Raw genomic sequence first — 24214 nt, 5'->3', positions numbered from 1 at the left:
AGTCCTTCTGTATTATATACTTTAATATACCGGATTTACTTTAAATCTGGAAGATCACAGGTAACCATAAAGTAGTTTCATGGCTTCCTTTTCTTTTTCTCCGCCACATTTGTCCACAATATCACCATAGGCTTTGATGAGTTTGAGGTATTTGTTCTCACCTGTAAGCTGGTATCTGGTTGCGTGGATGCATGCCTCTATTACAGCAAAAAGCCCGCGATTGGGAGCTCTTATACGACATTTATTGACATGTGTTCTCAAAGGAATAAGTTCAGCAACAAGAGCATCGGATGTCAGTTTAATATTAATGCATTCAAAAGCCACCCAGCACTGTGCTTCCCTGAGAACTACAATAGTCCTTCCATTAACATTGATGGATTCAAATTCAGAATCCTTCAGGTCTGAAAATGTGGAGTTTACAAAAGTGATGGCATCCCAGGTAGTATTTGCAACAAGGATTTTTTCTGACAATACATTGTCATAGGTTGTGGAACCTTTAAAAAGACGCACAAACAGTTTGTCATTTCTGCGAATAATTCCCATGGGTGCAGCATTCATAGACCATCCCCTGTTTGTTGTAACAATGGTTTCTGAAATGCCTTCGTATATTCCGTAATCCTCAAGATTCAATTTTATGTGCATTAAAATCGAACTCCGGCAAGTAATGCTATGAACAAACCTGCGATGACTATATCTGCTGTAGAACCAGGATTTATCTTCTTTTGAAGGAGTTCCTGATCCAATTTCTTAATCAATGATAATATACTATTAAAGTCTTCACCGATATTATACATTTCCTCAAGTATCTCTTTTGCCCTCCCTGATACATAAAGAGCCGTATCCGTATCATATTTGGTGCTTATGAATGTATCTTCATTCTCAGAAAGTATCTTCAGGAATGCATAAACAGTAACGTTATTAATATCAGCCTGCAGTTTTGGGGACTCCAGACCATTCATGCCATCAATTATAAGCTCCGCACAACGGGCACATCTCTTAAAACCAGTAACCCATTCATTGGCTATGATATCATAACCCCTTGCAATATCCATAAGCTTGTACAAGCTCATGTCCTTTTCATGGAGTTCATCAATAGCACTACTACTTTGAAGATCGAACTCATCCACGGAATTGACCTTGACACCTGCATCATCAAAACAACTGTAGAAATCCACTGAGTCCGCAGTTGTGGTATTTTTAGCTATCCTGTAAGCGGACTCTGTCAGTTGAAGGATGGTAAATGTCTCATCTTCCTCAAACAATTCTCCGGCAGCCATTGCAAAGGGTATCAATAGCAGGAAAGCTCCAAAATGTGTATTGCCACCTTTCTGCCAGCGCATGCTTTCAGTAACTGCACTCTTGAGAAGTCTCCCTACACCACTCTCACAGGAAACTGCTTCCTGTATGACAGGATAAACAGCACTTGCAGATGCAAGGAAATGCTCATATCTCGTGTCCTCGTAATCACTGAACCTGTCAATATTCCCGGGTTTAGGTGAAGAAGAAACCTCAAGACACATGGCAAGCTGTGCGCACCGTGCAATGTGTGCCGGTAGAGGATAAGCTCCTCTGTCAATTGTGTAGAGAGAATCGATCATCTGTACCTTTTCTAATTAAAATATGATTTTGATTTTCCCACTCATGCCTGACTGTTGACTGGCTTTTTAGCATGGCCCAGAATGTAATCTGCAAGTTCCTTTTTAAGGCGCATGTATTCTGAATCGGAAAGACCAAGAGTTTCCAGCACACCGTCTCTCAGGTAGCATGGTTTTGATATTTTACAGCACCAGACAAGACTGCCAAAACATGTGCTATCACCATATTCAAGCATTGTACCTTTTGCAAACTCATTCTTTATATCTGCAAATTCCTGTGCAGAGTAACCGAGCTTTGCAATAGTGTTATGAACAGGACATGGTTTTACAGGCAGGCAACAGAATGCAAGTCCCCTGAGGTCGCCTTCGCCGCGGCAGACATGTTTAGGTGCGTTATACCAGCCCATGTCTTCCTGCTGTATTGAGATCCTGTTAACAAGCTGACTTATTATGCCAGGGTCTTCAAGAACAGCACGTGCAACGGAAACCATGTCAGCCCCTCTTGTGAACATATCCTTTGCCGTCTTAATATCTGTGACAGAGTTGTTGCAGATAAGGAACATTCTGGTAGAGTCACGTACTTCCTTTATGAGTTTAAGGTCTGCACCGGCACCTTCTTTCATGGCATCAAGATGAAGAATATCAGCACCAGCAGCTTCTATTGCTTTAACAAGTTCAACATCATCCACAACATTAGCACGTATCTTTACAGAGAGAACCACACCTGTTTCCTTTATTTTGGAGATCCACTCGCTGAGCTTTGGTAGGTCACTTAGTAATGCCTGCCCTACACCAATATCTGTTAATTCCTTCTGCCTGCAATGTGCATCGAGTTCGAGTATGGCACCGGCATCTCTTACGACCTCTGCTACCTTGATGAGAGGTTCGATAGTTGAACTTCTAACATTGATCCCGACAACAGGTCCTTCGTTCACAGCTTTTATCTCGTCTTCTACGAGCTTAAGAGGTTCATGAGACTCAAACTCATTTCTTCCACGGGAAACTATTTCCGCAGCAGCTTTCTGGGTTGCAGAGTCAAGATTGTATCCCCCAAGGATCACAAGTCCGGCATCTTTTGCATTCTCATTTGCAAAAGTGCTGTTTGTTATTCCTCCCATGGGTGCAAGAGCTATTGGATTTCTAAAAGAGAAATCTCCTACTTTAATATCAAAAAGATCATCAGACACTTTTTTTACCTCAAGTAAATTTAATATCTATAAACATTGATTTGAATATGATTCTATGTCGCTGAATAATGATAGGTTCTATTATTAAAATTGCGCCTTATTTTGGTTTTGTAGAAAATCTTTAAAATAAAACAGTAATGCAAATCAATCAAAATTCAATGTGTTGCTATGGCTTGTGGTTATTCTTGTAGAACATAGCTAATAGACAATGAGCTTAATACCCGGTTTTTCTGCACGTTATTTGTACCTGTTATGTATGTAACTTCAGTTACATCGGTAACATCTGCAACCTCACGCTGAGTGCGAAGTTCACCTCAAGGATGAACATGGCATCGACATCTCATTTTCACAGGAGCAGCAATTATGCAGGCAGCTATTTTACATTTTGTCCAATTCCTCAACAAGCAGTTCATATTTCCTATCCATTTCTGGTATTTTTTCCTGCAAACCATCTATTTCTTCAAGTTTTCCTGCCATTTCAATCTCAGCAGCTAAACGACTTAGTGTCATTCCCCCGACACTCGCAGAAGCACCTTTTACAGAGTGCGCACAACTTCTAATAAGATCTGCGTTCTCATCTTCAATGGCCCTCTTCAGGTTTTCTATCTGTGAAGGTGCATTTTTCAGGAAGATCCCTACGATCTTTCTTGCTAGATCTATATCCTCCATAACATTTTCCATTAATAACTGTCTGTCAAATATCTGTGGGTCAATCGTCACTTCATGGGATGCGTCTGCCGGCATATCTTCAGTTATATTTGTTAACCAGTTACCGAGAGTCTCAACAAGTGGCTGGATCTTTATAGGTTTTGATAGGTAGTCACTCATGCCTGCTTCAATGCATTGTTCCCTGTCGCCTTTCATTGCATGTGCAGTCATTGCAATTATAGGTACTTCATGATCAAGGACTGATGATGTCCTGTCACGTATAAGGCGGGTAGCTTCCAGTCCGTCCATTTCGGGCATCTGCACATCCATAAGAACCAGGTCATATTTTTCTTTTTCAAGCGCTTCTATTGCTTCCCTTCCATTTTCAGCCACATCTGCTTCAAGACCAAGTTTATGCAGCATACTCTGCGCAACGTTCTGATTGATAATGTTGTCCTCTACAAGCAATATTTTAGCATTGATACCAGACAAATTGTATGTTTCAGGATTTTTAGTGCTGACCTTCGTTTTGTTCATATTTTCTTCTTTGTTGAATACTTCAGTCATTTTATTGTGGAGTTCGGATGCTATGACGGGTTTGTTAAGATATGCCGCAAAATTAGACTGAGGTCCTGACCAGTCAGCAGGGGCTCTTCCAATAGAACTCAACATTATCAATGAAATGTCCTTGAGATTATTATCCGATTTAATGACGCGTGCCAGTGATTCACCATCCATGCCAGGCATTTGCATATCGACCAGAGCCATCTGGAAAGGCTCACCTTTATCAGAAGCTTTATAAAAAGCAGATAGTGCCGTAGGTCCATCTTCAGCTTCTTCCACATTTGCATTCCATGAACGAAGTAATTTTACAAGTATCTCCCGGTTGGTTGCGTTATCATCAATGACCAGAACGCGAAGTCCATCCGGCATAGGATAGGATTTATTTTTGATCCCCTTGCCGGGATGCTTTTCAAATGTGATACTGAACCAGAACTCTGAACCAAGACCTTCCTGGCTATTCACATCTATTTGACCGTTCATCATATCAACAAGCTGTCTGGAGATTGCAAGCCCCAGTCCTGTGCCCCCATACTTACGGGTCGTTGAAGCATCCACCTGGCTGAATTTGTCAAATAAGATCGCTATTTTAGATTCTGGTATTCCAATGCCTGTATCCTTTACTGAGAAATGCAATGTTGCATGTGATTCGGTTTCTTTTTCAAGTGTGACCCTTATTGCTACTTCTCCTTTATGTGTGAATTTTATCGCATTACCACCAAGGTTTATAAGTATCTGTTTCAGTCTGACAGGGTCTGCTATGATATCAGTCGGGACTTCCGGGTCGGCAATACAGATCAGTTCCAGTCCATTCTCCTGTGCTCTTACCGAAAGCAAGTGTGCGACATCTTCCAATACAGTATTAAGGTTTATGTCCAGCTCTTCGATCTCAAGTTTTCCAGCTTCTATCTTTGAAAGATCCAATATGTCATTTATAAGTTCAAGCAGTGCTTCCCCGCTTCTCTGGACCGTCTCCACATAGTGCCGTTGCTCTTCGTCCAGTTCGGTATCAAGAAGCAGATTAGTCATCCCGATCACGCCGTTCATCGGGGTGCGTATCTCATGGGACATATTTGCCAAGAACTCGCTCTTTGTACGGCTGGCGGCCTCGGCTTCTATCTTTGCCTCAAGCACAGCTTTTTCCGCCTGGACCCTGTCTGTTATGTCTCTTGCTACAGCCTGGATAAGTTTATCCTTTGTCAGGATCAATGACCCGCTTATATCCATGTGGATGGTCCTGCCATCGCTTCCAACCAGTCTTGATTCCGAACGTGCTGTCCCTTCTGAAACTATCCTGCCGAGCTTTTGTATAAAGTTATCCCTATCCTCTGGAAGGACGAGATCTGTGATCGATCTATATTTCAATTGTTCTTCGTCGTAGCCCAGTATCTCACGTGTCTTACAGTTCATATTTATGATCTGTCCGTTAAGATCATGAATTATTATAGCGTCATTTGAATGTTCAAAAAGGGACCTGAATCTCTCTTCACTGCGTTTTATTCGTTCTTCAGCTTCTTTACGTTCTGTGATCTCTTCAGAGAAATGTATGATACCGCCAACCGTCCCGTCTGAGGCCATCCATGGCCTGACTTCCCCGCGTATCCACTGTGCTTTTCCATCTGTCCTCGTAACACACGTTTCTTCGATGGGTGTTACTTCTCCTTTCAGAGCCCTGTAATGTATCTCCTTCCATTCATCAGGAGTTTCCGGAAATAGTTCGTAATGGGATTCTCCTATGATATTCTGGTCATCAAGGGAATAATCTCTTATCCATCGGCGGCTAACGGCTATATATTGCATGTCATGATCGAACATTGCTAAGGAAACCGGTGCATGCTCTATGAACAACCTGAGCTTTTCCTCATTTTCCTTTAACTTATTCTCTGCTTCCTTGCGTTCGGTTACATTTGTTAGAATCGCAGATAATCCTATGATATTTCTATCCGCATCCCTGAGGGGACTGTATCGGTTCTCATACCATTGCATGTTGAGTGTCAGATCCTTATATTCTTCGGGCACTGTGAACACTTCGCCTGTAAATGCCTGGTCGAAGTTCTCTTTTGTATTCTCCCTAACTTCAGAGTTCCTGATACAATCGAGGATATTATCTCCAACCTTAATTCGGACTCCCCATCTGCGCTTCATTATTGTCTGGTGCTTGGTGTTGAAAGTTATGTACCTGTATTCCCGGTCAATAGCGAATATAGCAACATCTTTAGAACCTTCAATGACACCATTCATTATATTGTATGCCTGCCTGTACCCTGCGCTTTGTTCCAGCGCCTCCTCAGCCTTTCTACGTTCTGCAATGCTCCACATGTGATCAGTGAACATGGTAAGCTGAAGTTGATCGATTTCATTGTAATCCGATTCCTTGTTGGCAACTACAAGAACGCCAACAAGCCCCTTGTTTGTGAAGGCAGGAACTGCCATATATCTGAAAATTTCAATGTGTCCTCCAGGATATCCATTTTTCAACGGATCACCATCATCAGGATCATTTACAGTTATTGCTTTTCGTTGCCGTACCAGATCTTCCCATATATCTGTATCCTCCAGTTTACAGAAAGTATCGGGATTAGAAATGGTACAGCCACTCATGATGTCTTTTGACCAAGTTCTCAGTGTGAACTCCCTTTGCTCTTCATTGTAATAGTAAATACAGGCCATCTTACTCCGGCTTATCCCTATTGCCTCATAGAGTGCATCATCAACGAAATCCTCAAATGAATCATGTCCATATTGCAGGAGTTTCACCAAGTTGTTTAGTTGTTCTTCTTCAAAGCCCTCATTAACAGATATACCTGACATTAACATTCTCCTTATGAAACATTATACTTTTTTGAGCAAAGATGGCACAAAAAGAATATTATTTCATATTAGTTGAATGGGTTATTAATATTAGTAATTATATAAAGACATTATTGTAGAATTGTGCATTTCAAAAAGAAATAAATAATATTCAGGCAACTGTATAAAATAGTACTGGCCTATCATGAATAAATTTATAAAACCCGACCACTACTAAATTAATAGCTACTGACCATGATTCCAATCGTTTTTCTACATAGATGCTGTTTTAACTCAAGAGCGAGAAGTCCCCTTCCTCGGAGCGTAGCGACAGGTGGGGGATGAAAGCGTCATAAACCAATCAAAAAACAGTATCAACTACCAACAATTAAATAATCTTAAACCATAATATAAATCGGGTATTTTCTATGCAACTGACATTATCAATTAAAATACAGTCTACTCCAGAACAGGAATCTGTTCTATGGGATTTATCAGAAAAATGTAGACTAATTTATAATTTTGGTTTGAAAGAACGTCAGGATGCATATCGAAATAAGACTAAAATTGGTTATATTCAACAGCAAAATAAGTTACCTGAAATTAAGCAAAAATATCCTGATTATAAAATAGTATATTCCAAAGTACTACAAGGATGTTTGAAGTGTCTTGATAATGATTATAAGTCTTTTTTCAACTTAATTAAGAATAAAGATACCAAAGCAAGACCTCCTGGATTCAAAGGTAAGAAGTATTTTACTACGATGATCTACAATCAATCAGGATTTAGTATAACTGATTCCAATGATAATGTTCTTGTAAGTAAATCAATGGATACCAGGATTCATAAACCAGAAATTGAGTATTCAGAACAAGACAAGATCTATATTGATTTCTCACACAAACATCCTTCTAAAATACCTTTGATATTTGAACTTCCAGCTATTCTGCTTGAAAAACAAATATTTAGTAAAGCTACTGATATTGATCAGGTAAATATCTATCAGAAAGACAAAGAATTCTATATTTCAATTACTTATGAAGTACCTGCAGTAAAACATTGTAATAATAATAGTTATCTTGCTATTGATATTGGTAGTTCAAAACAAACAATGGTTGATTCCGATGGTAAATTCAAGGAATTAAAGAATAGAAGACCAGACAAGTATTGGGAGTCTAAGATCCAATCAATCCAATCTCGAAGAGATCATTGTAAAAATAGAAGCAGGAAATGGAAACGACTGAATAAGAATTTAGTCAGAATGAAAAGGAAATCATCTAATCAGTTGAAAGATAACCAGCATAAAATTACCAGAAATATAGTTGAAAATACGGATGCTAATACCATCATTATTGGTAAACTTGATGTTAAGCAAATGGCTTCAAAGAAGCCTAAAGCAAGTAAAAAAGATAAGAGTACCAATCGTGGTACTCATAATTCAGGACATATAGGAAGATTTGCTCAATTCTTAACCTACAAAGCTGAAAGCTTGGGTAAGAGAGTAATAAGAATTGATGAATCTTATACCTCTAAGAAATGTTGTGTTTGCGGAACTATCAAGGATATGCCACTTGGTTACAGAACATATGAATGTGATTGTTGTGGTAACATTCTTGACAGAGATATGAATAGTAGCGTGAATATTCTCTTAAGGTATTTCAAACATAATGCTTTGTGGACAAGCTATCAATCAATGATTGATAATCTACGACAAACAGGTTTGTTGATCGGAATCATTCCCAACAGAATGATTATGAAATGAGACTTATACTCGTAGGAAGCTCCTTCCTCGACAACCGAAGGCTGGCAGGGAGGAGTAGTTCACAGTTTGCCTGCAAATCCAGTCAGCTTAAAACCTATATACTATCAGCACCCACGTTTAAAATAACCATAGATTCATACAGACACGAGTCTATGAATAACATAAATGTGGAGGTTAATTTATGAACTGTATTGTTTGTGGCATTGAAAGTGATACAAAGTATTGTGATGAGTGTGGAAAGATAATGGATGAGGTAATAAGAACCGTAGGAGAGAAGCGCTGGAATGCGATTGATGATTGTTCTTTCATTTATCCGATGGTTCTCAGGGTTGCCAGAGGCGAATTTACAGTCCATGACATCATCCAGGCTCTTGAAGTTGAGGACTAATTATTCTTTTTGTAAAATTAGATTATAAGGAAAATGGAAAAGGAAGTAAGCATGAAGCTTACTTTGTTTATCCATTAAATGATATTGAATGTACTTTTATAGTTTAATTATTTTACATTCAGGCGAAAGTTAGAAACATTTATATGAAAAACACCATTTTAGCCAGCATGATACAGGATATCCTTATCCCATTCTTTCTTGTTGGCCTGGCGGAACTGGGTGATAAGACGCAATTAGCCGTACTCGTTTTGTCCACAAAAACAAGAGACTACACTCGTTTACTTGCCGGAGTGATGCTGGCCTTTATTCTGACAGATGGCCTGGCAATCCTTCTTGGAAATATTATTGCAAACAGAATACCGATGGATTACGTGCGTATTGGTGCCGGAGTTATGTTCATCATATTCGGCGTGATGACACTGGTCAACAAAGATGAAGATGATGAAGATGGTTCCTACGAACTAAAAACTCCTTTTATGTCTGGATTTGGCCTTATCCTTATATCAGAAATGGGTGACAAAACACAACTTGCGTCTGCACTTTTTGCAACTCAATATAATCCAGTGATGGTATTCATAGGTGTTGTCCTTGCACTATTCCTGCTTTCTTCAATGGCAGTATACGTTGGCAAAATACTTATGGAAAAGATTAATAAAAACACAATTTCCAGAGCAGCTGGTTTACTCTTTATTGTAATCGGTATTTCATTCTTCTTCTGAAGTACGGTTATTTTTACTTCCTTTTTTGCAGTCAAAACAAAAATTAATATGATAGAAGTTTAAACATTCATTAGGGAGGTTTTAAAATAGTACATATACTCAGGTGTAAGGATCTTGGCTTTAATGATGATTTCATAGTCATTGACAATGACCCAAAAAAAGCAAAGGAAAGAATGAAGGAGCATGTCATGACTGAGCACAAGGAAGAGTTTGAATCACTATCAGAATTCCATCAGGAAGAGATTATTTCCAAAATGGATTTCCTGCTCACGCGTGGCTGTGGCTGTGGAGTGCTTAAACTCTAGGCCATTATTCCAATTTTTAATCAAAATTGATATTTTTTGCTTTAATTTAAGGCGAATTATCCTTTTTTGCCCTGAAAGCAACGTAAATAGCTGCAAGCAATAAGGGAAGCCCTATACCCAGCATTAATACTCCTAACCCATGTTCTGCAGTATTGAATCCATCGATACCAAACAACTCGGCATCTGTTCCAGAAACAGCTCCAGAGAATATGAATAGAAATAGTACCGTCAACAGTGTAATACCTATTATGAGATACTTATTGTATTTCATACCAACCATTTTAATGTTTCATTGGATTACATATATATGTTGCGAATTGTCATGAACTATTTTTATAAGACAGGTTATATTTAAACAATATATGACATTTCAAAAGAGCATTAAATTAAAACGCTATTATAAAGGAAAACTACTAATTACCATGCTATTATCATAAGCTATATATCATTTGATTTCATCTCATTCATTGAGAGAGGAAGGACGGCCGCCGGGTCATTTGACCTGAGGAAAGTCTCCCCACCTTCTAAACACACGAATGCCTGTAAAGGGCATCGGGCGAGAGCCCGGGCAGTTGCTTTGCAACTCATGTGCTCCGCACATGCTGGCACAGAAACGATACCGTACCATGTCAATGCAATGATGCTGAAAAGCTGAGGTCTCATGGAACACGGATGGAACGGCGAATCCTCGTGGGTGCAAGTCAGTAGTAAGGGGCAATGGTTGTTTAGACCATTCCTGAAGTTTATGTACGCGTAGCCGAATGCCGTCAATGCAGCTCTTTTGAGCGCATCATTCTGCCAGGTCGGAATGAATGTATTGCATCAACAGAAGGGAGCTTACTCTCCTCACTCAATAATCTACCTGTTAATTATGATCTGTTTTACCAGGTTACTTTACGAGCATTTCAAGAGTTTCGATCACGTTCTCGTATTCAACTTCTGTGTTGAAACATCCGTCATTTAGCATAGGGATTCCATAAGTAATCAGTTTCTTGCCCTTAAGTCCCATCATGACCTTGTTCAGTTCATAATCACAGGCAATTAGTAAAGCTGCATCATAGTCCTTTTCTTTAATAATGTGTTTGACAAAGGAGGAACCGGTTACGATGTAAAGGTCATATCCATATTTTGGTGCATCTTCCCTGAGCCTTGTGAATACACATTTACCACATGAAATACATTGAATACCAGTTCTCTTTGACGATGCAGGACAATCAATATGCCTCATACAATGAGGAGCAATGATCATTCGTCTATCGGTTTTCTTAAAACTATTCCTGTTGGAGATATTTTTAAGAGAAACCATCCATTTATCAAGAATACGCGGATCTGAAAACTTGTAGAAGAAATATTTCAGTGGCATATAGAAGAAATCCAGTATGCCTGCAAAAAATCCCGCAAGCCATACATGTCTGTTCAGGCTGATACGACTAACCAGCAGTGCTATTGTTGCCAGCAGGACTGATATAACAATCAAGAGAAAGACAATAATGCCAATTGCCCTATACATCATCGCATTCCTCCATTTTCCTTATGACCTCAGCAACATCAACTTGTGTATTGTAGCATCCATCCTGCAAAAGTGAAACACCCTGTACAATCATAAAAGGAGATGCACCCTGCATGGATTCTGCCAGTTCAGGATAGCATGCTACTCCGATACAGCTTTCCGGACGGCGCGCTTTGATAATTTTCTTCACAAAACTTCCACCGGGAATAACATAGACCTCAAAGTTCCTTTCTTTTGCAGCTTTACATATAGTTCCGATATCACAAAGACCACACATCTTACATTCATACCCCATTAAAGGATCACAACGTGCCTTACAGTTAGGATGTCTTAGACACTGAGGAAGGAACACAACCCTTCCACTTTTGATCTCTTTGAACTGATCAAGCATTACGGCATTACGCACCTCTACAACAATTTCATCAACTAATGTGTCCTTGATACCAAATACCCTGCATATCCATTTTGCTGGTCCGTAAAAGAGATAGAGAATGAACAGGACAAAATTGGGAAATAGTATTTTATGCTTTTTAAAGCTGTAAGCACCCAGTAATAAAGCTATTAATAGCACTAAAAGAGCAGCTAAAGCTACAAAAATAAAGACTTTACCAAGTAATTCATAAGGGATTTGCATGAGAAAGGTAAATAGTACGAATAAGTATATTCTGTTTGCCCTAAAAATAAAAAGATAGAGTGATTAAATCACTCATCTGGTGTGTCACTAAGGTCAATTCCCATTGCTTCTGCAGTCAGAACAATGACATCCTCAACCTCAAGTTCCTTTGCACCTATTGCGTCTCTTCCATCGCTGAGGTTTCTCTTACAGAATGGACATGCGCTTGAAAGGAGATCTGCATTTGTTGCAAGTGCATCTTCAACACGGGTTGAAGCAACACCGAGTGCAAGGTCAGGAATACCTGCTTTTACACCACCGCCTGCTCCACAGCAGCGCTGGTTCTCTTTGATCCTGTCCATTTCAACAAACTCGATGCCTGGAATTGCTTCGAGTACTGCTCTTGGTGGTTCAAAAACACCAACGTGGCGACCAAGGTGACATGGGTCGTGGTATGTGACCTTCTTGTCAACGGATTTCTCCCACTGGATTTCTCCTTTCTCAATAAGGTCCTGTAGGTACTCTGTGATGTGCATTACCTTAAATGGAAGTTCCTTTCCGGTAAGTCTTGGCCAGTCTACTTTAGAAGCCCTGAAACATCCTGCACATGCATAGAGTACAATCTTTGAACCCTTTGCTACAATGTTATCTACATTCTTCTGTGCATTTTCCTTTGCGATGTCATTTATGTAGTACTGCCCGGTCCTGATAAGTGCTGAACCACAGCAGATCTCATCTTCACCAAGCATTGTGAATTTGATTCCCAGCTTATTGAGTACACGTGCAGTTGCAAGTGCAAGTTTTCTCTGCCTGAGTTCTGCAGTACATCCTCCGAAATAGAGAATCTCTGCCTTGTCTTCGATCTTGATGTCTTCAGGGAACCAGTTGGTTCTGTCCTTGTTGTCAGCCATGTAAGGGTTCTTGTACTCACCGATGAGCTTAAGGAAAGCACCCTGCTTACCAAAAGGACCGTTACCACGCTTTACAAGGTTTGCACGCATGGATTCCCAGATTTCTACAGTGTTGATTCCTGATTCACAGACTGTTGCACACATTCCGCAGGTGGTACAGCCATATACATCGTTCTTGAACTGTTCGATATCGTCCTCAGAGATCTCCTTTGGACCGAAGAGCTTTGCACGAAGTCCGTAGGACTGGTTCATGTATTCTCTCCATCTGAGGATCTTGTCCCTTGGTGCAAGTCCCGGATCCTGTCCGGATGCATCGTATGTTGGACACCATTCCACACATTCGCCACAGCGACTGCATGAATCCAGTTCCATAAGCTGGACTGCTGTAAAGTTTTCAGTTGTAATGGATGGTTCACGTTTTGCCATTTTATTCTCCTCCCTTGTTTGCAAGGAGTGCGAGTGGTATCGCAATCACATGGATATATTTACTGAATGGGATGTATGCGATACAGAACAGAAGTGAAATTACCACGTGGAAAAGTGCCATTGGTGGTGCGAGTTCGGAGTCAATTCCGAGTCCCCAGAGCCTTCCGGTCCTGATACCATCTGCAACAAACCCTGAAATTGTAATGAGAGTAAGTCCGATAAGAAGAATAGAATCGTATGCGATTGTTGCTTCTCTTACCTTTGCAACAAAAAGCCTTCTGTAGATAGCAATGATGATACCAATGAGTAAAATGTAACTGAATACATCGTTTGGTACTGAAAGCAGTTCCCTGAATGTTTCAGGTATCATGAACCATGGAAGATCATGAGCATATCCTACCTTCTCACCTATCAAGTGTATCATTTCAACAGCGAACATCGCACCGGACATCGCAAAAAGAACCATCCAGCCAACGAAAATAGTGAAGTGCATAAACCATCTGAGAGGGCTTCTTCTCAGGATCCTTCTCTGGAAAAGGATGTCAAGGACAAATGTTTCAAGAACAGACTGATTGTGAACGTGTGCATGCTCACTCATCTGATACATGAGCATTTTAGGGAAGGCCATTATACTCTTAGATGGAGCTGCGCCATATCCTGTGGAGCCCATACCCCATTTCTTTAAGTTAATGTACATTCCTACAACAAAAATACCCATGGCAATAAAGGAAATGAGCATCATCTGCACAAAAGTAACCCTTAGTGCATCGGTTACACCGGCAAAATAATCCATATTTTTCTTCTCCTGATGTTATTATAAATATATAATTATTATAAAAACAAACTATTCTTTACTCTAAAGTAACCAGTTTGGTTTGCATGATTGTGGTGCCGATATTATTTAAAGATTTTCATCATCAAAATCTACATCGGCTGACCTTTTGTTGTGCTTAATATCCACACAATTGATTGAAAATAATTAATTAACCTTATATGTCGTCACCTGCTTAACTAGGCAAAAAGCAAAAATGAAGCAATAGGTAGACTTTACAAATGGACCTTAGAATAGTGCTCGTTGAACCTCTATATCAGGGAAATGTAGGTTCAGTTACAAGAGCGATGAAGAATTTCGGATTCTCTGACCTTGTACTTGTAAATCCCTGCAAACTTGAAGGAGAGGCAAGGGCAATGTCATCCCATGCAAGGGACCTGCTGGAAAACGCAAAGAGAGTTTCAACTCTAGATGAGGCCATAGAGGATTGCAGTATTATAATAGGTACTACAGGAATTGCAGGTTCGAGATTCGACCTGCACCTCAGAGTACCCGGTTATTCCCCAAAAGAAATGAAAGAGCGTCTCTCAGGTCGCAGTGGAAAAGTTGCAGTGCTTTTTGGAAGAGAAGACAACGGATTCACCAGAGAAGAACTTAAAAAATGCGACATGATAATGACAATTCCCACATCGGAAATCTATCCTGTCATGAATCTATCCCATGCCGTTGCGGTTGTCCTCTATGAGTTCAGTAGCATCAAAAGTGCACAGGCACCTCTGGCAGACTCAAGGGATATGAGAATACTCTATGAACACCTTGCAGAACTCCTTGATGATATAGACTACCCTGAACACAAAAAGGAAAAAACAAATCTCATGCTTAAAAGGATATTCGGACGGTCCTGCCTGCTCTCAAGGGAAGTCCACACATTGCATGGTATTCTCAGGAAAATACAGAGAAAATCCGGTAATAATTGCGAAGATGATGATGCCGATTATGAGAATTAGAATTGACAGTAAGGGATGTGTTTCGAAATGTTCATATCATTTGAAACCCATGTTGGATTCCCTAAATGATTTTTAATTAATTATTGATTGAACATGACTGAAGGTAAGTGGGACGAAAAATTCGTAGTTTTCCTGAAAAAATACTATTGGGATAGCATTCTTCAACTGGCTAACAACTATCCTGACCAGCGCAGTCTGGAAGTGGATTTCTACGATCTTGATGTTTTTGACAGAGAAATAGCAAATGAGCTTCTTTTTAATCCTGATGAGGTACTGCCAAGTGCAAACAACGCACTTCAGCAAATTGACCTTCCAGTAGAAAAGAAACTCATTGATGCAAAGGTACGTTTTGTAAAAATACCAAACAAAATTCCAAACAGGGACTTGAGAAGTAAGCACCTTTTGCAATTTGTTGCCATTGAAGGAATGGTACGAAAAGCTACAGAAGTCCGTCCAAGAATTGTTGTTGCTGCTTTGAAATGCATGCGCTGTGAACATGTGATGATGGCACCACAACCTGAAACAAAATTCGACGCACCTGAATTTTGTGAAAATGAAACTTGTGGTAAAAAAGGTCCGTTTAAAATAATGATTCAGGAATCTGTTTTCGTTGATGCCCAGAAATTACAGATACAGGAATCTCCAGAGAACCTGAAAGGCGGCGCACAGCCACAGAGTCTTGATGTTGATATCGAAGACGACCTCGCAGGTATTGTAAAACCTGGTGACCGAGTTATAATCAATGGAGTTCTTCGGTCGCACCAAAGATCTACTAAAGAAGGCAAATCTACTTTTTATGACCTTGTATTGCATGCAAACTCCATCGAATATACTGATCTTGAGTTCGATGAGCTTGAAATTACACCAGAAGAAGAAGAAGAAATACTTGCCCTTAGCCGTGATCCTGAGATATACCAGAAAGTTATAGGGTCCATTGCTCCTTCTATTTACGGTTATGAAGATGTGAAAGAAGCCCTTTCACTTCAGTTATTCTCAGGTGTTGCAAAACATCTCCCTGACGGGTCAAGGGTGCGTGGGGATATTCACATGCTCTTTATGGGAGACCCGGGCGTAGCTAAAAGTCAGTTACTCAGGTATATGGTAAAACTCTCACCACGTGGTGTTTTTGCATCCGGTAAAAGTGCATCATCAAGTGGTCTTACCGCAGCAGCCGTTCGTGATGATCTTGGAGACGGACGCTGGACACTGGAAGCTGGTGCACTCGTAATGGCGGACATGGGAATTGCCGCAGTGGACGAAATGGATAAGATGAGCACTGAAGATAAAAGTGCACTCCACGAAGCAATGGAACAGCAGACAATCAGTGTTGCAAAAGCCGGCATCCTTGCCACACTGAAATCCCGTTGTGCCCTGCTTGGTGCAGCTAACCCGAAATATGGTCGTTTTGACAGGTACGAAGGTATTGCCCAGCAGATCAACATGCCTCCAGCCCTCATTTCAAGGTTTGATATGATATTTGTCCTTCTGGATACTCCAAATGAGGACATGGATTCAAAGATCGCAAAGCACATACTCAAATCACACTATGCAGGTGAACTGTCCGAACAGCGCAAGAACCTGCCTTCAAGTAATATAACCCAGGAACAGGTAGATGTCCATATGGAAGTCATCAAACCTGTAATAGATCCTGATTTCCTAAGAAAATACGTTGCATACTCAAGGAGAAACATTTTTCCCGTACTGGAAGATGACGCACGTGATCATCTGGTGAAATTCTATATGGACCTGCGAAGGATGGGAGACGGAAAGGACGCACCTGTTCCCGTTACAGCACGTCAGCTTGAAGCTCTTGTAAGACTTGCAGAAGCCAGTGCACGTTTAAGACTCAGTAATGTTGCAACACTTGACGATGCAAAAAGAACTACAAGAATCACATATTCATGCCTCAGGCAGGTTGGTGTCGATCCGGATACAGGGGCATTCGATGTGGATGTTATTGCCTCCGGTACAAGCAAGAGCCAGAGAGACAGGATCAAGATAATCAAAGATATCATAAAATCAGTCGGTGAGAAACATCCCGGTGGAAAAGCCCCACTTGAAGAGGTCTATGCAGAAGCCCAGAATCAGGGAGTAGACCGGCAGCATGTAGAGGATCTTATAGCACGTATGAGACGTGGCGGAGACCTGATAAAGCCCGACAAAGAACATGTAAAAGTAGTTTAGACTAATGTGAAGTGACCCCATGTATCTGAAAATCCATAAATCAGGCGACAACACAATCGTTGCCCTATGTGACAGAGAACTGATTGGAAAGACTCTTAAAGAAGGTAACATAAAGGTTACTATAACTGAAGAATTCTACAAAGGAGAACTCATATCCAGAGAAGAGGCAGTTGATGTTCTTTCAAAAGCCGGCAATGTTAACATCTTTGGGGATAAAGCGGTTTCCTGTGCCATTGAATGTGGGGTTGTAGATAAGGATAATGTAAAGATCATTAATGAAGTAGCACATGCCCAGGTATTTCGGATATAATTGCTACGAGGTTTTGTTATGAATAACGACATGGCAGATCAGGGTGCGGAGAACAATGCGCCACATACCTATGACAGGAAAGAGCTTATTGAAGCTGTTGTGATGAAACACAAAAAGTACATTGATGAATATACTACTGAATTCAATGAGCTTGGAAGCAAAATGAAAGAACTCCAGGAAAACATCGATTCTTCTAATAAGAACAGAACTGAAGTTATGGAGAAGATAGAAATACTGGCTGAAAAGAGACAGTTATTCTACCATCAGGCAGAAAAGTTGCTGGACGAACTTGCTGAATCAATATCTACCGAGGATTTTTCCCGTGAAAAATCTCATGTTATGGATAAACTGGCCAAAGTGAAAGGTTCACTAAGTCCTGAAGAGGAACAAAAACATGTAGAGTCCATCCTGCAGGATATTTCAGCACTGGGCTCAAAGGCAACAGGTATCAATGACCGCCTTTCAACAATTAGAGACAGAATAAAAGATGCTCTTGGATACAAAATAGAAATGAGCTCAATAGACAGTTCTGAAGAAAAATTCAACAGCAACATGTCATCCTATGAAGAAGGAATAAAAGAGATCGAACCACGTTACAAATGGCTAGAGAACAGGATCAACAGTCATAAGGAAGCCCAGGGATACTGGGAAAAGCAGCCACTTACCAGCGACAAACAGGAGGTTGAAGCATGAGTGATATCGATGTTTCATCAATGAATGAAAAAGACCTCAAAAATAAGGTGAACGATCTTCGTACCCAGATAGGCCACCATGAACGTGAACTAAAAGGTATTTTCCGCGAACTAAAACTTCACCGCACAAATACTGATGATCTGAAGCAGAAAAGGGACAAGCTGAACGCCCAGGTCAGGGAACTCGTTGGAAAAGCACGTGATGTAAAGTCCAAAAGAGATGAGATTAACGCAAAGATCTCTTCACTTAAAGCATCACGCAATGTAGTCAATGAAAAGAGCCGCATGTTTTCTGATAATATTAGCGAGTTCAAAACAAAAAGAGACGAACTCAACAAACTGTCCAAGGGAAGTGTTGAAACATTATCCAAAGCTTATGCAGCCGACCTTGAACTATTCCTTAACGCAGACATCCCTCTGAAACATGAAATAGACCTTTTTGGAAGACTACATGACCTGAAAGAGCGTCTGGGAGCAGCTTTTGATGCTAATGCAATGCATGAGAAACTGATGGAAACCTATGCGGAATCAAAGGAAGTGTTTGAGTCCAGAGAGGATTTCGGTAGTGAGATTGGCAAGCTTGCTGAAGAGTCACAGAAATACCATCTTGCAATGATCGAATTCTACAATCAGGCAGATGAACTGAGAAAAGCAGCCGATACTGCTCACTCACAAATTTCCGAGAAATATGCTGTAACCGCACCTATCAGAGAGAAGATCGATCCTCTCAAAAAGAAGATAGCAGTACTCAGAGAGGAACTCGATGTCTATCTCAGCAAGCTCAATGATATTCAGGTTGAAAAAGATGACAAGAAACAGGAAGAACATCTTGTAGTTGCAAAAGAAAAACTTGAAAAGAGCGGCCGCCTGAGCCTTGAAGACCTTAAAGTCCTTATGGAAAAGGGAAATCTGAAGTTCTGATCATTCCCTTTCTGACTTTTTTATTTTAATTTTTTCTCTATATTTGCACTTTTTTCACTTATTAATTACAACCCTGCACAATACTAATGCAGATATACATGCAAGTGCCTGAAATATAGTAAATCCGTCAGCCCGGGTAGAAGATGGAGTAATTGATGAATTCTGGCCTTCTTCCTGAACAGGATCATCTGTCGTTTCTTCGATCTCCGGTTCCGGATAATCATCATCCAGATATTGATACACTGGTTTGAAAGTGATAAGTTCCCCACCGGGGCTTATATAGATGGTATCTACCGTAATATTCAGGATTTCGGAACTTTTGGAATATACAAAAAATTCACCTTCAGACAGGATATCATCCTGCAATAATTCATCATCATGTAAAAGCTTCACCCACACCTTCTTTTGATCCTGATTGACGCTTATGACATTCAATGAATAATCCTGATAAAAATCCCAGGAATCGCCTGTTGTCAGAAATATTCCTGTACCATTGATCAACACAGTATCTTCATCCAGATCCATTCCCAGAGCTTCATTGATAAGTAAAGGTTCGGCATTAACCACTATTATCATTGTACTTAAAAAAAGCAAGATGAAGAACACATAAAAGGTTCTTTTCAGAAAAATCATAAAAGGTCACTTCACCAATTAATCACTGTAACGACAATTACCGGCAATAATCTCGTGTTTTTTGTCATTTTGATCAAGAACTACAAGTGCACCTTTTTCAGTAATTCCAATTGCTTTTCCTTCAATGAGCATGGCAGGAGTCTTTACTCTTACATTTCTTCCAATTGTATCTGAAAGATTAATCCACTCATCTACAATCTCAGCAAACTGCCTTGTCTTGAACCTTATATATTGCTGTTCAAGTTCATAAAGAAGAGAAGCAAGGAAAGAGGTTCTGTCAAGTGGTTTTCCCATTTCATTTGAAACACTGGTCGAATTTCTTCTTACATCATCTGTTAGCTCAGAAAGCTTGACATTTACATTGATACCGATACCAAGAATAACATAATCTACTTTTCCAATTTCAGCACTGACCTCTGTGAGTATTCCACATATCTTCTTACCTTTGACAAGTACATCATTAGGCCATTTGATATGAGCATCCACACCCATACTTCTAAGAGCATTGGTAACTGCAATACCTGCAACAAGAGTTACCCTTGATAGGTTCTCAAGAGGAATTGAAGGTTTAAGAATAAGAGAAAGCCATAATCCACCTGAAACAGACTGCCATTCTTTACCCAGTCGACCTCTTCCGCTTTTCTGAGTCTCTGCAATTATGACAGTGCCCTCTGAAACCTGAGGTGCAATCTCACGTGCTGTATTATTGGTGGATTCCAGCTCGGAATAATAATGTACATCACTACCAATGAGAGTGGTCTTAAGAATGCTTTGCAGCATCTCAGGATCGATCTTATCAGGACAGGAGTCCAGTATATATCCGGTCTTGGGAGAAGAACGGACATCATAACCTTCTTTTCTGAGAGCTTTAATGTACTTCCACACCATAGCCCTGGTAATGCCTAACTTTTCCCCGATTTCCTGCCCGGACACCGGAGTCCCTTCAGATTTCCTTAATATGCTGATAATTGCTTTCTTATTATCATTCACAGGCATTCCACCACATGATGTTTACTCCCGGATTAAACATACGCTGCCAAAGTTTATTATCTTGTCTGTTTTTTGGCAGCATTCACATATGAACTTACAGCAGCAGTTACCGCAGCAACTTTTTGATCCTGATTAGAAAGTGCTGATGCAAGTGTTGCCCCTTTGGCAGAATCTTCCTCAACAACCTTTCTGACATCATCAATGATGTTGTAGTCTTCTATGAAATGAGTGGTGAGATTACCGTCCCTGAATGCAGGATGTCTCAGAACAGCCTTGTGGAATGGTATATTGGTGGTTACCCCATCAACAATATACTCATAGAGAGCACGCTGCATCCTGTCAATTGCCTCGTTCCTGTCACTTCCCCATGCACAGAGCTTGGAGATCATTGAATCATAATAAGGTGAAATAGTATAACCCATGTGAACACCACTGTCGACCCTTATGCCAGGTCCTCCTGCAGAACGGTATCTTCTTATCTTTCCAGGTGATGGAGCAAAATCATTCAGTGGGTCCTCGGCATTTATACGACACTCAATAGCCCATCCACGAATGCTGATATCTTCCTGCTTGAATGGCAATGGTTTCCCGCATGCAATATGGAGCTGTTGTTTTGCAAGGTCTATACCTGTGATCATCTCACTGATAGTGTGTTCTACCTGAAGTCTTGTGTTAACCTCGAGGAAGTAGAAATCACCCTTTGAGTAAAGGAACTCAACTGTACCTGCATTCTCATAACCGATTGCTTTTGCAGCCTTTACAGCAGTTTCTCCCATCTTCTTACGCAGTTCCGGCGTCATTACCGGAGATGGAGCCTCTTCTATAAGCTTCTGATGCCTACGCTGGATAGAACACTCCCTTTCCATGACATAAACAGCATCACCATATTTATCGGCAAGAATCTGGAACTCAATATGCCTTGGTTCCTCAACATATTTTTCTATAAATACGGTAGAATCACCAAAAGCGGATTCTGCTACGGACTGGATTGAACTAAGTGCAGTGTTAAAATCATCCCTGGAATGGACAATTTTCATTCCAATTCCACCGCCACCTGCAGATGCCTTGATAATTACAGGGTAGCCAATATCATCTGCAAGATCTGCAGCTTCCTCCGGATCAGAGATTGCTTCGTTGGTTCCTGGAACCACAGGTACTCCAGCTTCTATCATAGTATTTCTGGCAGCTATCTTACTACCCATCTGCTCAATAGCCTTGCTGGAAGGGCCAATAAATGTAATACCTGCATCCTCGCACTTGCGGGCAAATTTAGCATTCTCGGAAAGGAAACCATATCCGGGATGAATTCCCTCTGCTCCGCATTCAAGTGCAACTTCTATTATTTTGTCACCATTGAGGTAACTCTGACTGGATGGTGCAGGTCCGATATTATATGCTTCATCTGCATACTTTGCAAAAAGAGCATTCTTGTCAGCTTCTGAGTGTACTGCAACGGTCTGCACACCGAGTTCACGACATGCACGCATTGCACGAATTGCTATCTCACCCCTGTTAGCGATAAGTACTTTCTTGAACATGTCTGTTCACCTACTCAATACTCAAAAGTACATCACCTGATTTCACAGCATCACCCTCTGAAATCAGTATAGCCTTAACGGTTCCGCCATGTGGTGCATGAATTGCATTCTCCATTTTCATAGCTTCAATAACACATACAGTGTCACCCTCGCTGATGGAATCTCCTACGTTTACCTCAACAGAGAGTACCATTCCCTGCATGTGGCTTGTTACAGCTCCCGGCACAGAGTCTGCGGTTGGCTTATCAGCTGATTCAACAACCTGTACGGAACCACCAACCGGATTGACCTTTACGTTGAAGACCTCACCATCGATCTCAACTTTATAGTCTGTTGGTATGCCGGTCATGTCAGATGCAGCACATGGATTTTTCTCCATGATAGGTGTAAGTTTCTCCTCCTCAAGTTCACCCTTGAGGAAAGCAGGAGCAATTGCAGGATAGAGTGCGTATGTCAGGATATCTTCTTCCTTCTTGACAATGCCCATTTCCTCTGCTTCCTTTTTAGCTTTCTCATATTCCGGAGCGATAAGGTCAGCAGGCCTGCATGTGATAGGCTCTTCGTCACCAATGATCTTGGCAACTATCTCGTCACTGATCTTCTGTGGTGGTCTTCCATAAAGACCACGAACATAATCCTTAACCTCTTTTGGAATTACCTTATATCTTTCACCCATGAGTACATTAAGAACTGCCTGAGTACCTACGATCTGGCTTGTAGGTGTAACAAGTGGCGGATAACCAAGTTCTGCACGGACAAGTGGCATTTCCTTGAGCACATCCTCATACTTATCAAGTGCATTCTGTTCTTTAAGCTGGGATACAAGGTTTGAAAGCATTCCACCCGGGATCTGGTAAAGCAGGACATTGGTATCGACCTGCTCAGAAATTGGATTTAGTATGCAACGATATTCTTCCTTGAGATCCTTGAAATATTGTGAAATCTCAGATATAAGTTCAAGATCAAGCCCGGTAGCACGCCCCGTCTCAGCAAGTGAAGCTACAATAGACTCTGTTGGTGGCTGTGATGTTCCCCACGCAAATGGAGAAAGTGCAGTGTCAAGAATATCTACACCTGCTCTGCATGCAGCCATATAGCTCATTGGAGCCATACCTGAAGTACAGTGAGCGTGCAGATCAACAGGGAGATTGACCTCTGCCTTAAGTGCCTTCACAAGATCGTATGCCTGCTGTGGTGAAATAAGGCCTGCCATATCCTTGATACAAAGTGAATCACATCCAAGCTCTGCAAGACCCGTTGCAAGCTCCACATATTTCTCAACAGTATGAACAGGACTGATGGTATACGCAATTGTGCCCTGTACGTGTGCCCCTTCCTTCTTAGCTACAGTGATAGCTTTTTCCATGTTGCGTATATCGTTTACAGCATCAAATACCCTGAAAATATCAATACCATTCTCATAAGCTTTCTTTACGAACTTCTCAACAACATCATCGGAATAGTGCCTGTAACCTACAAGGTTCTGCCCCCTGAGCAGCATCTGTGCAGGAGTTTCTTGCATATGTTTTTTAAGTTCTCTTAGTCTCTCCCATGGATCTTCGTTCAGATACCTTATAGAACTGTCAAATGTTGCTCCGCCCCACATCTCTAAAGAATAGTATCCGACCTGGTCGAGCTTATCCACGATCGGGAGCATGTTGCGGGTGCGCATTCTTGTGGCAATGAGGGATTGATGCGCATCTCGAAGAATAGTTTCAGTTATTTTTACTTTCATGGGAATCCTCCGGGAG

General features: G+C 40.8%; 21 protein-coding genes and 1 other RNA gene. 9 read left to right on the top strand and 13 right to left on the bottom strand.

Features of this window, described 5'->3' with window-relative positions; translation table 11 throughout:
* Positions 1-54: 54 nt before the first annotated feature.
* From FKV42_RS02705 to FKV42_RS02690, 4 genes are all read right to left on the bottom strand, one after another.
* A complete protein-coding gene (locus FKV42_RS02705; RefSeq protein ID WP_154808711.1) occupies positions 55-642 on the bottom strand; it encodes a DUF447 domain-containing protein in 588 nt (195 codons plus the stop codon).
* The gene (locus FKV42_RS02700) at positions 642-1598 is read right to left on the bottom strand and encodes a triphosphoribosyl-dephospho-CoA synthase (RefSeq protein ID WP_154808710.1); all 957 of its coding nucleotides are present in this window, start codon (positions 1596-1598) and stop codon (positions 642-644) included. Before FKV42_RS02700 ends, FKV42_RS02705 begins: the two co-directional genes overlap by 1 nt.
* A gap of 41 nt (positions 1599-1639) precedes the next feature.
* Positions 1640-2782 (bottom strand): methanogenesis marker 9 domain-containing protein, encoded by a 1143-nt coding sequence (locus tag FKV42_RS02695; protein ID WP_154808709.1) that lies wholly within the window; start codon positions 2780-2782, stop codon positions 1640-1642.
* Positions 2783-3160: 378 nt separating this feature from the next.
* Complete coding sequence (locus FKV42_RS02690; RefSeq protein WP_196214026.1) at positions 3161-6802, bottom strand: PAS domain S-box protein; 3642 nt, start codon at positions 6800-6802, stop codon at positions 3161-3163.
* A 407-nt stretch (positions 6803-7209) separates the two neighbouring features.
* On the opposite strand from FKV42_RS02690, the gene FKV42_RS02685 reads away from it, so the two are divergent.
* From FKV42_RS02685 to FKV42_RS02675, 3 genes are all read left to right on the top strand, one after another.
* Positions 7210-8544 carry an RNA-guided endonuclease InsQ/TnpB family protein gene (locus tag FKV42_RS02685; protein ID WP_154808707.1) on the top strand — a complete coding sequence of 445 codons (1335 nt, stop codon included), beginning with the start codon at positions 7210-7212 and terminating at the stop codon, positions 8542-8544.
* Positions 8545-8725: 181 nt separating this feature from the next.
* The gene (locus tag FKV42_RS02680; protein ID WP_154808706.1) at positions 8726-8932 is read left to right on the top strand and encodes a hypothetical protein; all 207 of its coding nucleotides are present in this window, start codon (positions 8726-8728) and stop codon (positions 8930-8932) included.
* Between the two features lie 167 nt (positions 8933-9099).
* On the top strand, positions 9100-9651 hold the full coding sequence (locus tag FKV42_RS02675) for a TMEM165/GDT1 family protein (RefSeq protein ID WP_154808705.1): 552 nt from the start codon (positions 9100-9102) through the stop codon (positions 9649-9651).
* Between the two features lie 351 nt (positions 9652-10002).
* Here the strand turns inward: FKV42_RS02675 and FKV42_RS02665 are convergent, their stop codons facing one another.
* Positions 10003-10236, bottom strand: a complete 234-nt coding sequence (locus tag FKV42_RS02665; RefSeq protein WP_154808703.1) for a hypothetical protein — start codon at positions 10234-10236, stop codon at positions 10003-10005.
* A gap of 189 nt (positions 10237-10425) precedes the next feature.
* On the opposite strand from FKV42_RS02665, the gene rnpB reads away from it, so the two are divergent.
* Positions 10426-10808, top strand: an RNA gene (gene rnpB / locus FKV42_RS02660) — RNase P RNA component.
* A 37-nt stretch (positions 10809-10845) separates the two neighbouring features.
* On the opposite strand, the gene FKV42_RS02655 is transcribed toward rnpB, so the two are convergent.
* From FKV42_RS02655 to FKV42_RS02640, 4 genes are all read right to left on the bottom strand, one after another.
* Positions 10846-11466: a DUF116 domain-containing protein gene (locus FKV42_RS02655; protein ID WP_154808816.1), complete on the bottom strand. Its 621-nt coding sequence runs from the start codon at positions 11464-11466 to the stop codon at positions 10846-10848.
* Positions 11459-12100, bottom strand: a complete 642-nt coding sequence (locus tag FKV42_RS02650; RefSeq protein WP_154808702.1) for a DUF116 domain-containing protein — start codon at positions 12098-12100, stop codon at positions 11459-11461. The genes FKV42_RS02655 and FKV42_RS02650 overlap by 8 nt, the downstream gene beginning before the upstream one ends.
* A gap of 68 nt (positions 12101-12168) precedes the next feature.
* Positions 12169-13416, bottom strand: coding sequence for a (Fe-S)-binding protein (locus FKV42_RS02645; RefSeq protein WP_154808701.1), 1248 nt, complete (start codon positions 13414-13416; stop codon positions 12169-12171).
* A 1-nt stretch (position 13417) separates the two neighbouring features.
* Positions 13418-14209: a respiratory nitrate reductase subunit gamma gene (locus FKV42_RS02640; RefSeq protein ID WP_154808700.1), complete on the bottom strand. Its 792-nt coding sequence runs from the start codon at positions 14207-14209 to the stop codon at positions 13418-13420.
* 260 nt (positions 14210-14469) lie between these two features.
* Here FKV42_RS02640 and FKV42_RS02635 point away from each other — a divergent pair, with 260 nt between their 5' ends.
* The 5 genes from FKV42_RS02635 to FKV42_RS02615 all read left to right on the top strand — a co-directional run bounded on the left by FKV42_RS02635 (position 14470) and on the right by FKV42_RS02615 (position 19302).
* On the top strand, positions 14470-15195 hold the full coding sequence (locus FKV42_RS02635; RefSeq protein WP_154808699.1) for an RNA methyltransferase: 726 nt from the start codon (positions 14470-14472) through the stop codon (positions 15193-15195).
* Between the two features lie 93 nt (positions 15196-15288).
* Complete coding sequence (locus FKV42_RS02630; protein WP_196214025.1) at positions 15289-17379, top strand: minichromosome maintenance protein MCM; 2091 nt, start codon at positions 15289-15291, stop codon at positions 17377-17379.
* Positions 17380-17398: 19 nt separating this feature from the next.
* Complete coding sequence (locus FKV42_RS02625; RefSeq protein WP_154808697.1) at positions 17399-17689, top strand: DUF424 domain-containing protein; 291 nt, start codon at positions 17399-17401, stop codon at positions 17687-17689.
* Between the two features lie 18 nt (positions 17690-17707).
* Positions 17708-18382, top strand: coding sequence for a hypothetical protein (locus FKV42_RS02620; protein ID WP_154808696.1), 675 nt, complete (start codon positions 17708-17710; stop codon positions 18380-18382).
* Entirely contained in the window at positions 18379-19302 is a 924-nt protein-coding gene (locus FKV42_RS02615) for a coiled-coil protein (RefSeq protein WP_154808695.1), read from the top strand. Before FKV42_RS02620 ends, FKV42_RS02615 begins: the two co-directional genes overlap by 4 nt.
* Before the next feature lie 54 nt (positions 19303-19356).
* Here the strand turns inward: FKV42_RS02615 and FKV42_RS02610 are convergent, their stop codons facing one another.
* From FKV42_RS02610 to oadA, 4 genes are all read right to left on the bottom strand, one after another.
* Positions 19357-19878, bottom strand: coding sequence for an S-layer protein domain-containing protein (locus FKV42_RS02610; protein WP_196214024.1), 522 nt, complete (start codon positions 19876-19878; stop codon positions 19357-19359).
* A 75-nt stretch (positions 19879-19953) separates the two neighbouring features.
* A complete protein-coding gene (locus tag FKV42_RS02605; RefSeq protein WP_230375437.1) occupies positions 19954-20925 on the bottom strand; it encodes a biotin--[acetyl-CoA-carboxylase] ligase in 972 nt (323 codons plus the stop codon).
* Positions 20926-20981: 56 nt separating this feature from the next.
* Positions 20982-22463 (bottom strand): acetyl-CoA carboxylase biotin carboxylase subunit, encoded by a 1482-nt coding sequence (locus tag FKV42_RS02600; protein ID WP_154808692.1) that lies wholly within the window; start codon positions 22461-22463, stop codon positions 20982-20984.
* 10 nt (positions 22464-22473) lie between these two features.
* Entirely contained in the window at positions 22474-24198 is a 1725-nt protein-coding gene (gene oadA / locus FKV42_RS02595) for a sodium-extruding oxaloacetate decarboxylase subunit alpha (RefSeq protein ID WP_154808691.1), read from the bottom strand.
* Positions 24199-24214 lie beyond the last annotated feature (16 nt).

The organism is Methanolobus vulcani, from assembly GCF_006546655.1.
GTDB classification, from domain to species: Archaea; Halobacteriota; Methanosarcinia; order Methanosarcinales; family Methanosarcinaceae; genus Methanolobus; species Methanolobus vulcani_A.
Note: the sequence above shows the minus strand (reverse complement) of the source record. Positions and strands in the feature narration are given on the sequence as shown.

What these genes read in the sequence shown, in the direction of transcription:
- FKV42_RS02705 (WP_154808711.1), bottom strand. Translation starts at nt 642, where the DNA reads ATGCACATAAAATTGAATCTTGAGGATTACGGAATATACGAAGGCATT.
- FKV42_RS02700 (WP_154808710.1), bottom strand. Translation starts at nt 1,598, where the DNA reads ATGATCGATTCTCTCTACACAATTGACAGAGGAGCTTATCCTCTACCG.
- FKV42_RS02690 (WP_196214026.1), bottom strand. Translation starts at nt 6,802, where the DNA reads ATGTCAGGTATATCTGTTAATGAGGGCTTTGAAGAAGAACAACTAAAC.
- FKV42_RS02685 (WP_154808707.1), top strand. Translation starts at nt 7,210, where the DNA reads ATGCAACTGACATTATCAATTAAAATACAGTCTACTCCAGAACAGGAA.
- FKV42_RS02680 (WP_154808706.1), top strand. Translation starts at nt 8,726, where the DNA reads ATGAACTGTATTGTTTGTGGCATTGAAAGTGATACAAAGTATTGTGAT.
- FKV42_RS02675 (WP_154808705.1), top strand. Translation starts at nt 9,100, where the DNA reads ATGATACAGGATATCCTTATCCCATTCTTTCTTGTTGGCCTGGCGGAA.
- FKV42_RS02665 (WP_154808703.1), bottom strand. Translation starts at nt 10,236, where the DNA reads ATGGTTGGTATGAAATACAATAAGTATCTCATAATAGGTATTACACTG.
- FKV42_RS02655 (WP_154808816.1), bottom strand. Translation starts at nt 11,466, where the DNA reads ATGTATAGGGCAATTGGCATTATTGTCTTTCTCTTGATTGTTATATCA.
- FKV42_RS02650 (WP_154808702.1), bottom strand. Translation starts at nt 12,100, where the DNA reads ATGCAAATCCCTTATGAATTACTTGGTAAAGTCTTTATTTTTGTAGCT.
- FKV42_RS02645 (WP_154808701.1), bottom strand. Translation starts at nt 13,416, where the DNA reads ATGGCAAAACGTGAACCATCCATTACAACTGAAAACTTTACAGCAGTC.
- FKV42_RS02640 (WP_154808700.1), bottom strand. Translation starts at nt 14,209, where the DNA reads ATGGATTATTTTGCCGGTGTAACCGATGCACTAAGGGTTACTTTTGTG.
- FKV42_RS02635 (WP_154808699.1), top strand. Translation starts at nt 14,470, where the DNA reads ATGGACCTTAGAATAGTGCTCGTTGAACCTCTATATCAGGGAAATGTA.
- FKV42_RS02630 (WP_196214025.1), top strand. Translation starts at nt 15,289, where the DNA reads ATGACTGAAGGTAAGTGGGACGAAAAATTCGTAGTTTTCCTGAAAAAA.
- FKV42_RS02625 (WP_154808697.1), top strand. Translation starts at nt 17,399, where the DNA reads ATGTATCTGAAAATCCATAAATCAGGCGACAACACAATCGTTGCCCTA.
- FKV42_RS02620 (WP_154808696.1), top strand. Translation starts at nt 17,708, where the DNA reads ATGAATAACGACATGGCAGATCAGGGTGCGGAGAACAATGCGCCACAT.
- FKV42_RS02615 (WP_154808695.1), top strand. Translation starts at nt 18,379, where the DNA reads ATGAGTGATATCGATGTTTCATCAATGAATGAAAAAGACCTCAAAAAT.
- FKV42_RS02610 (WP_196214024.1), bottom strand. Translation starts at nt 19,878, where the DNA reads ATGATAATAGTGGTTAATGCCGAACCTTTACTTATCAATGAAGCTCTG.
- FKV42_RS02600 (WP_154808692.1), bottom strand. Translation starts at nt 22,463, where the DNA reads ATGTTCAAGAAAGTACTTATCGCTAACAGGGGTGAGATAGCAATTCGT.
- oadA (WP_154808691.1), bottom strand. Translation starts at nt 24,198, where the DNA reads ATGAAAGTAAAAATAACTGAAACTATTCTTCGAGATGCGCATCAATCC.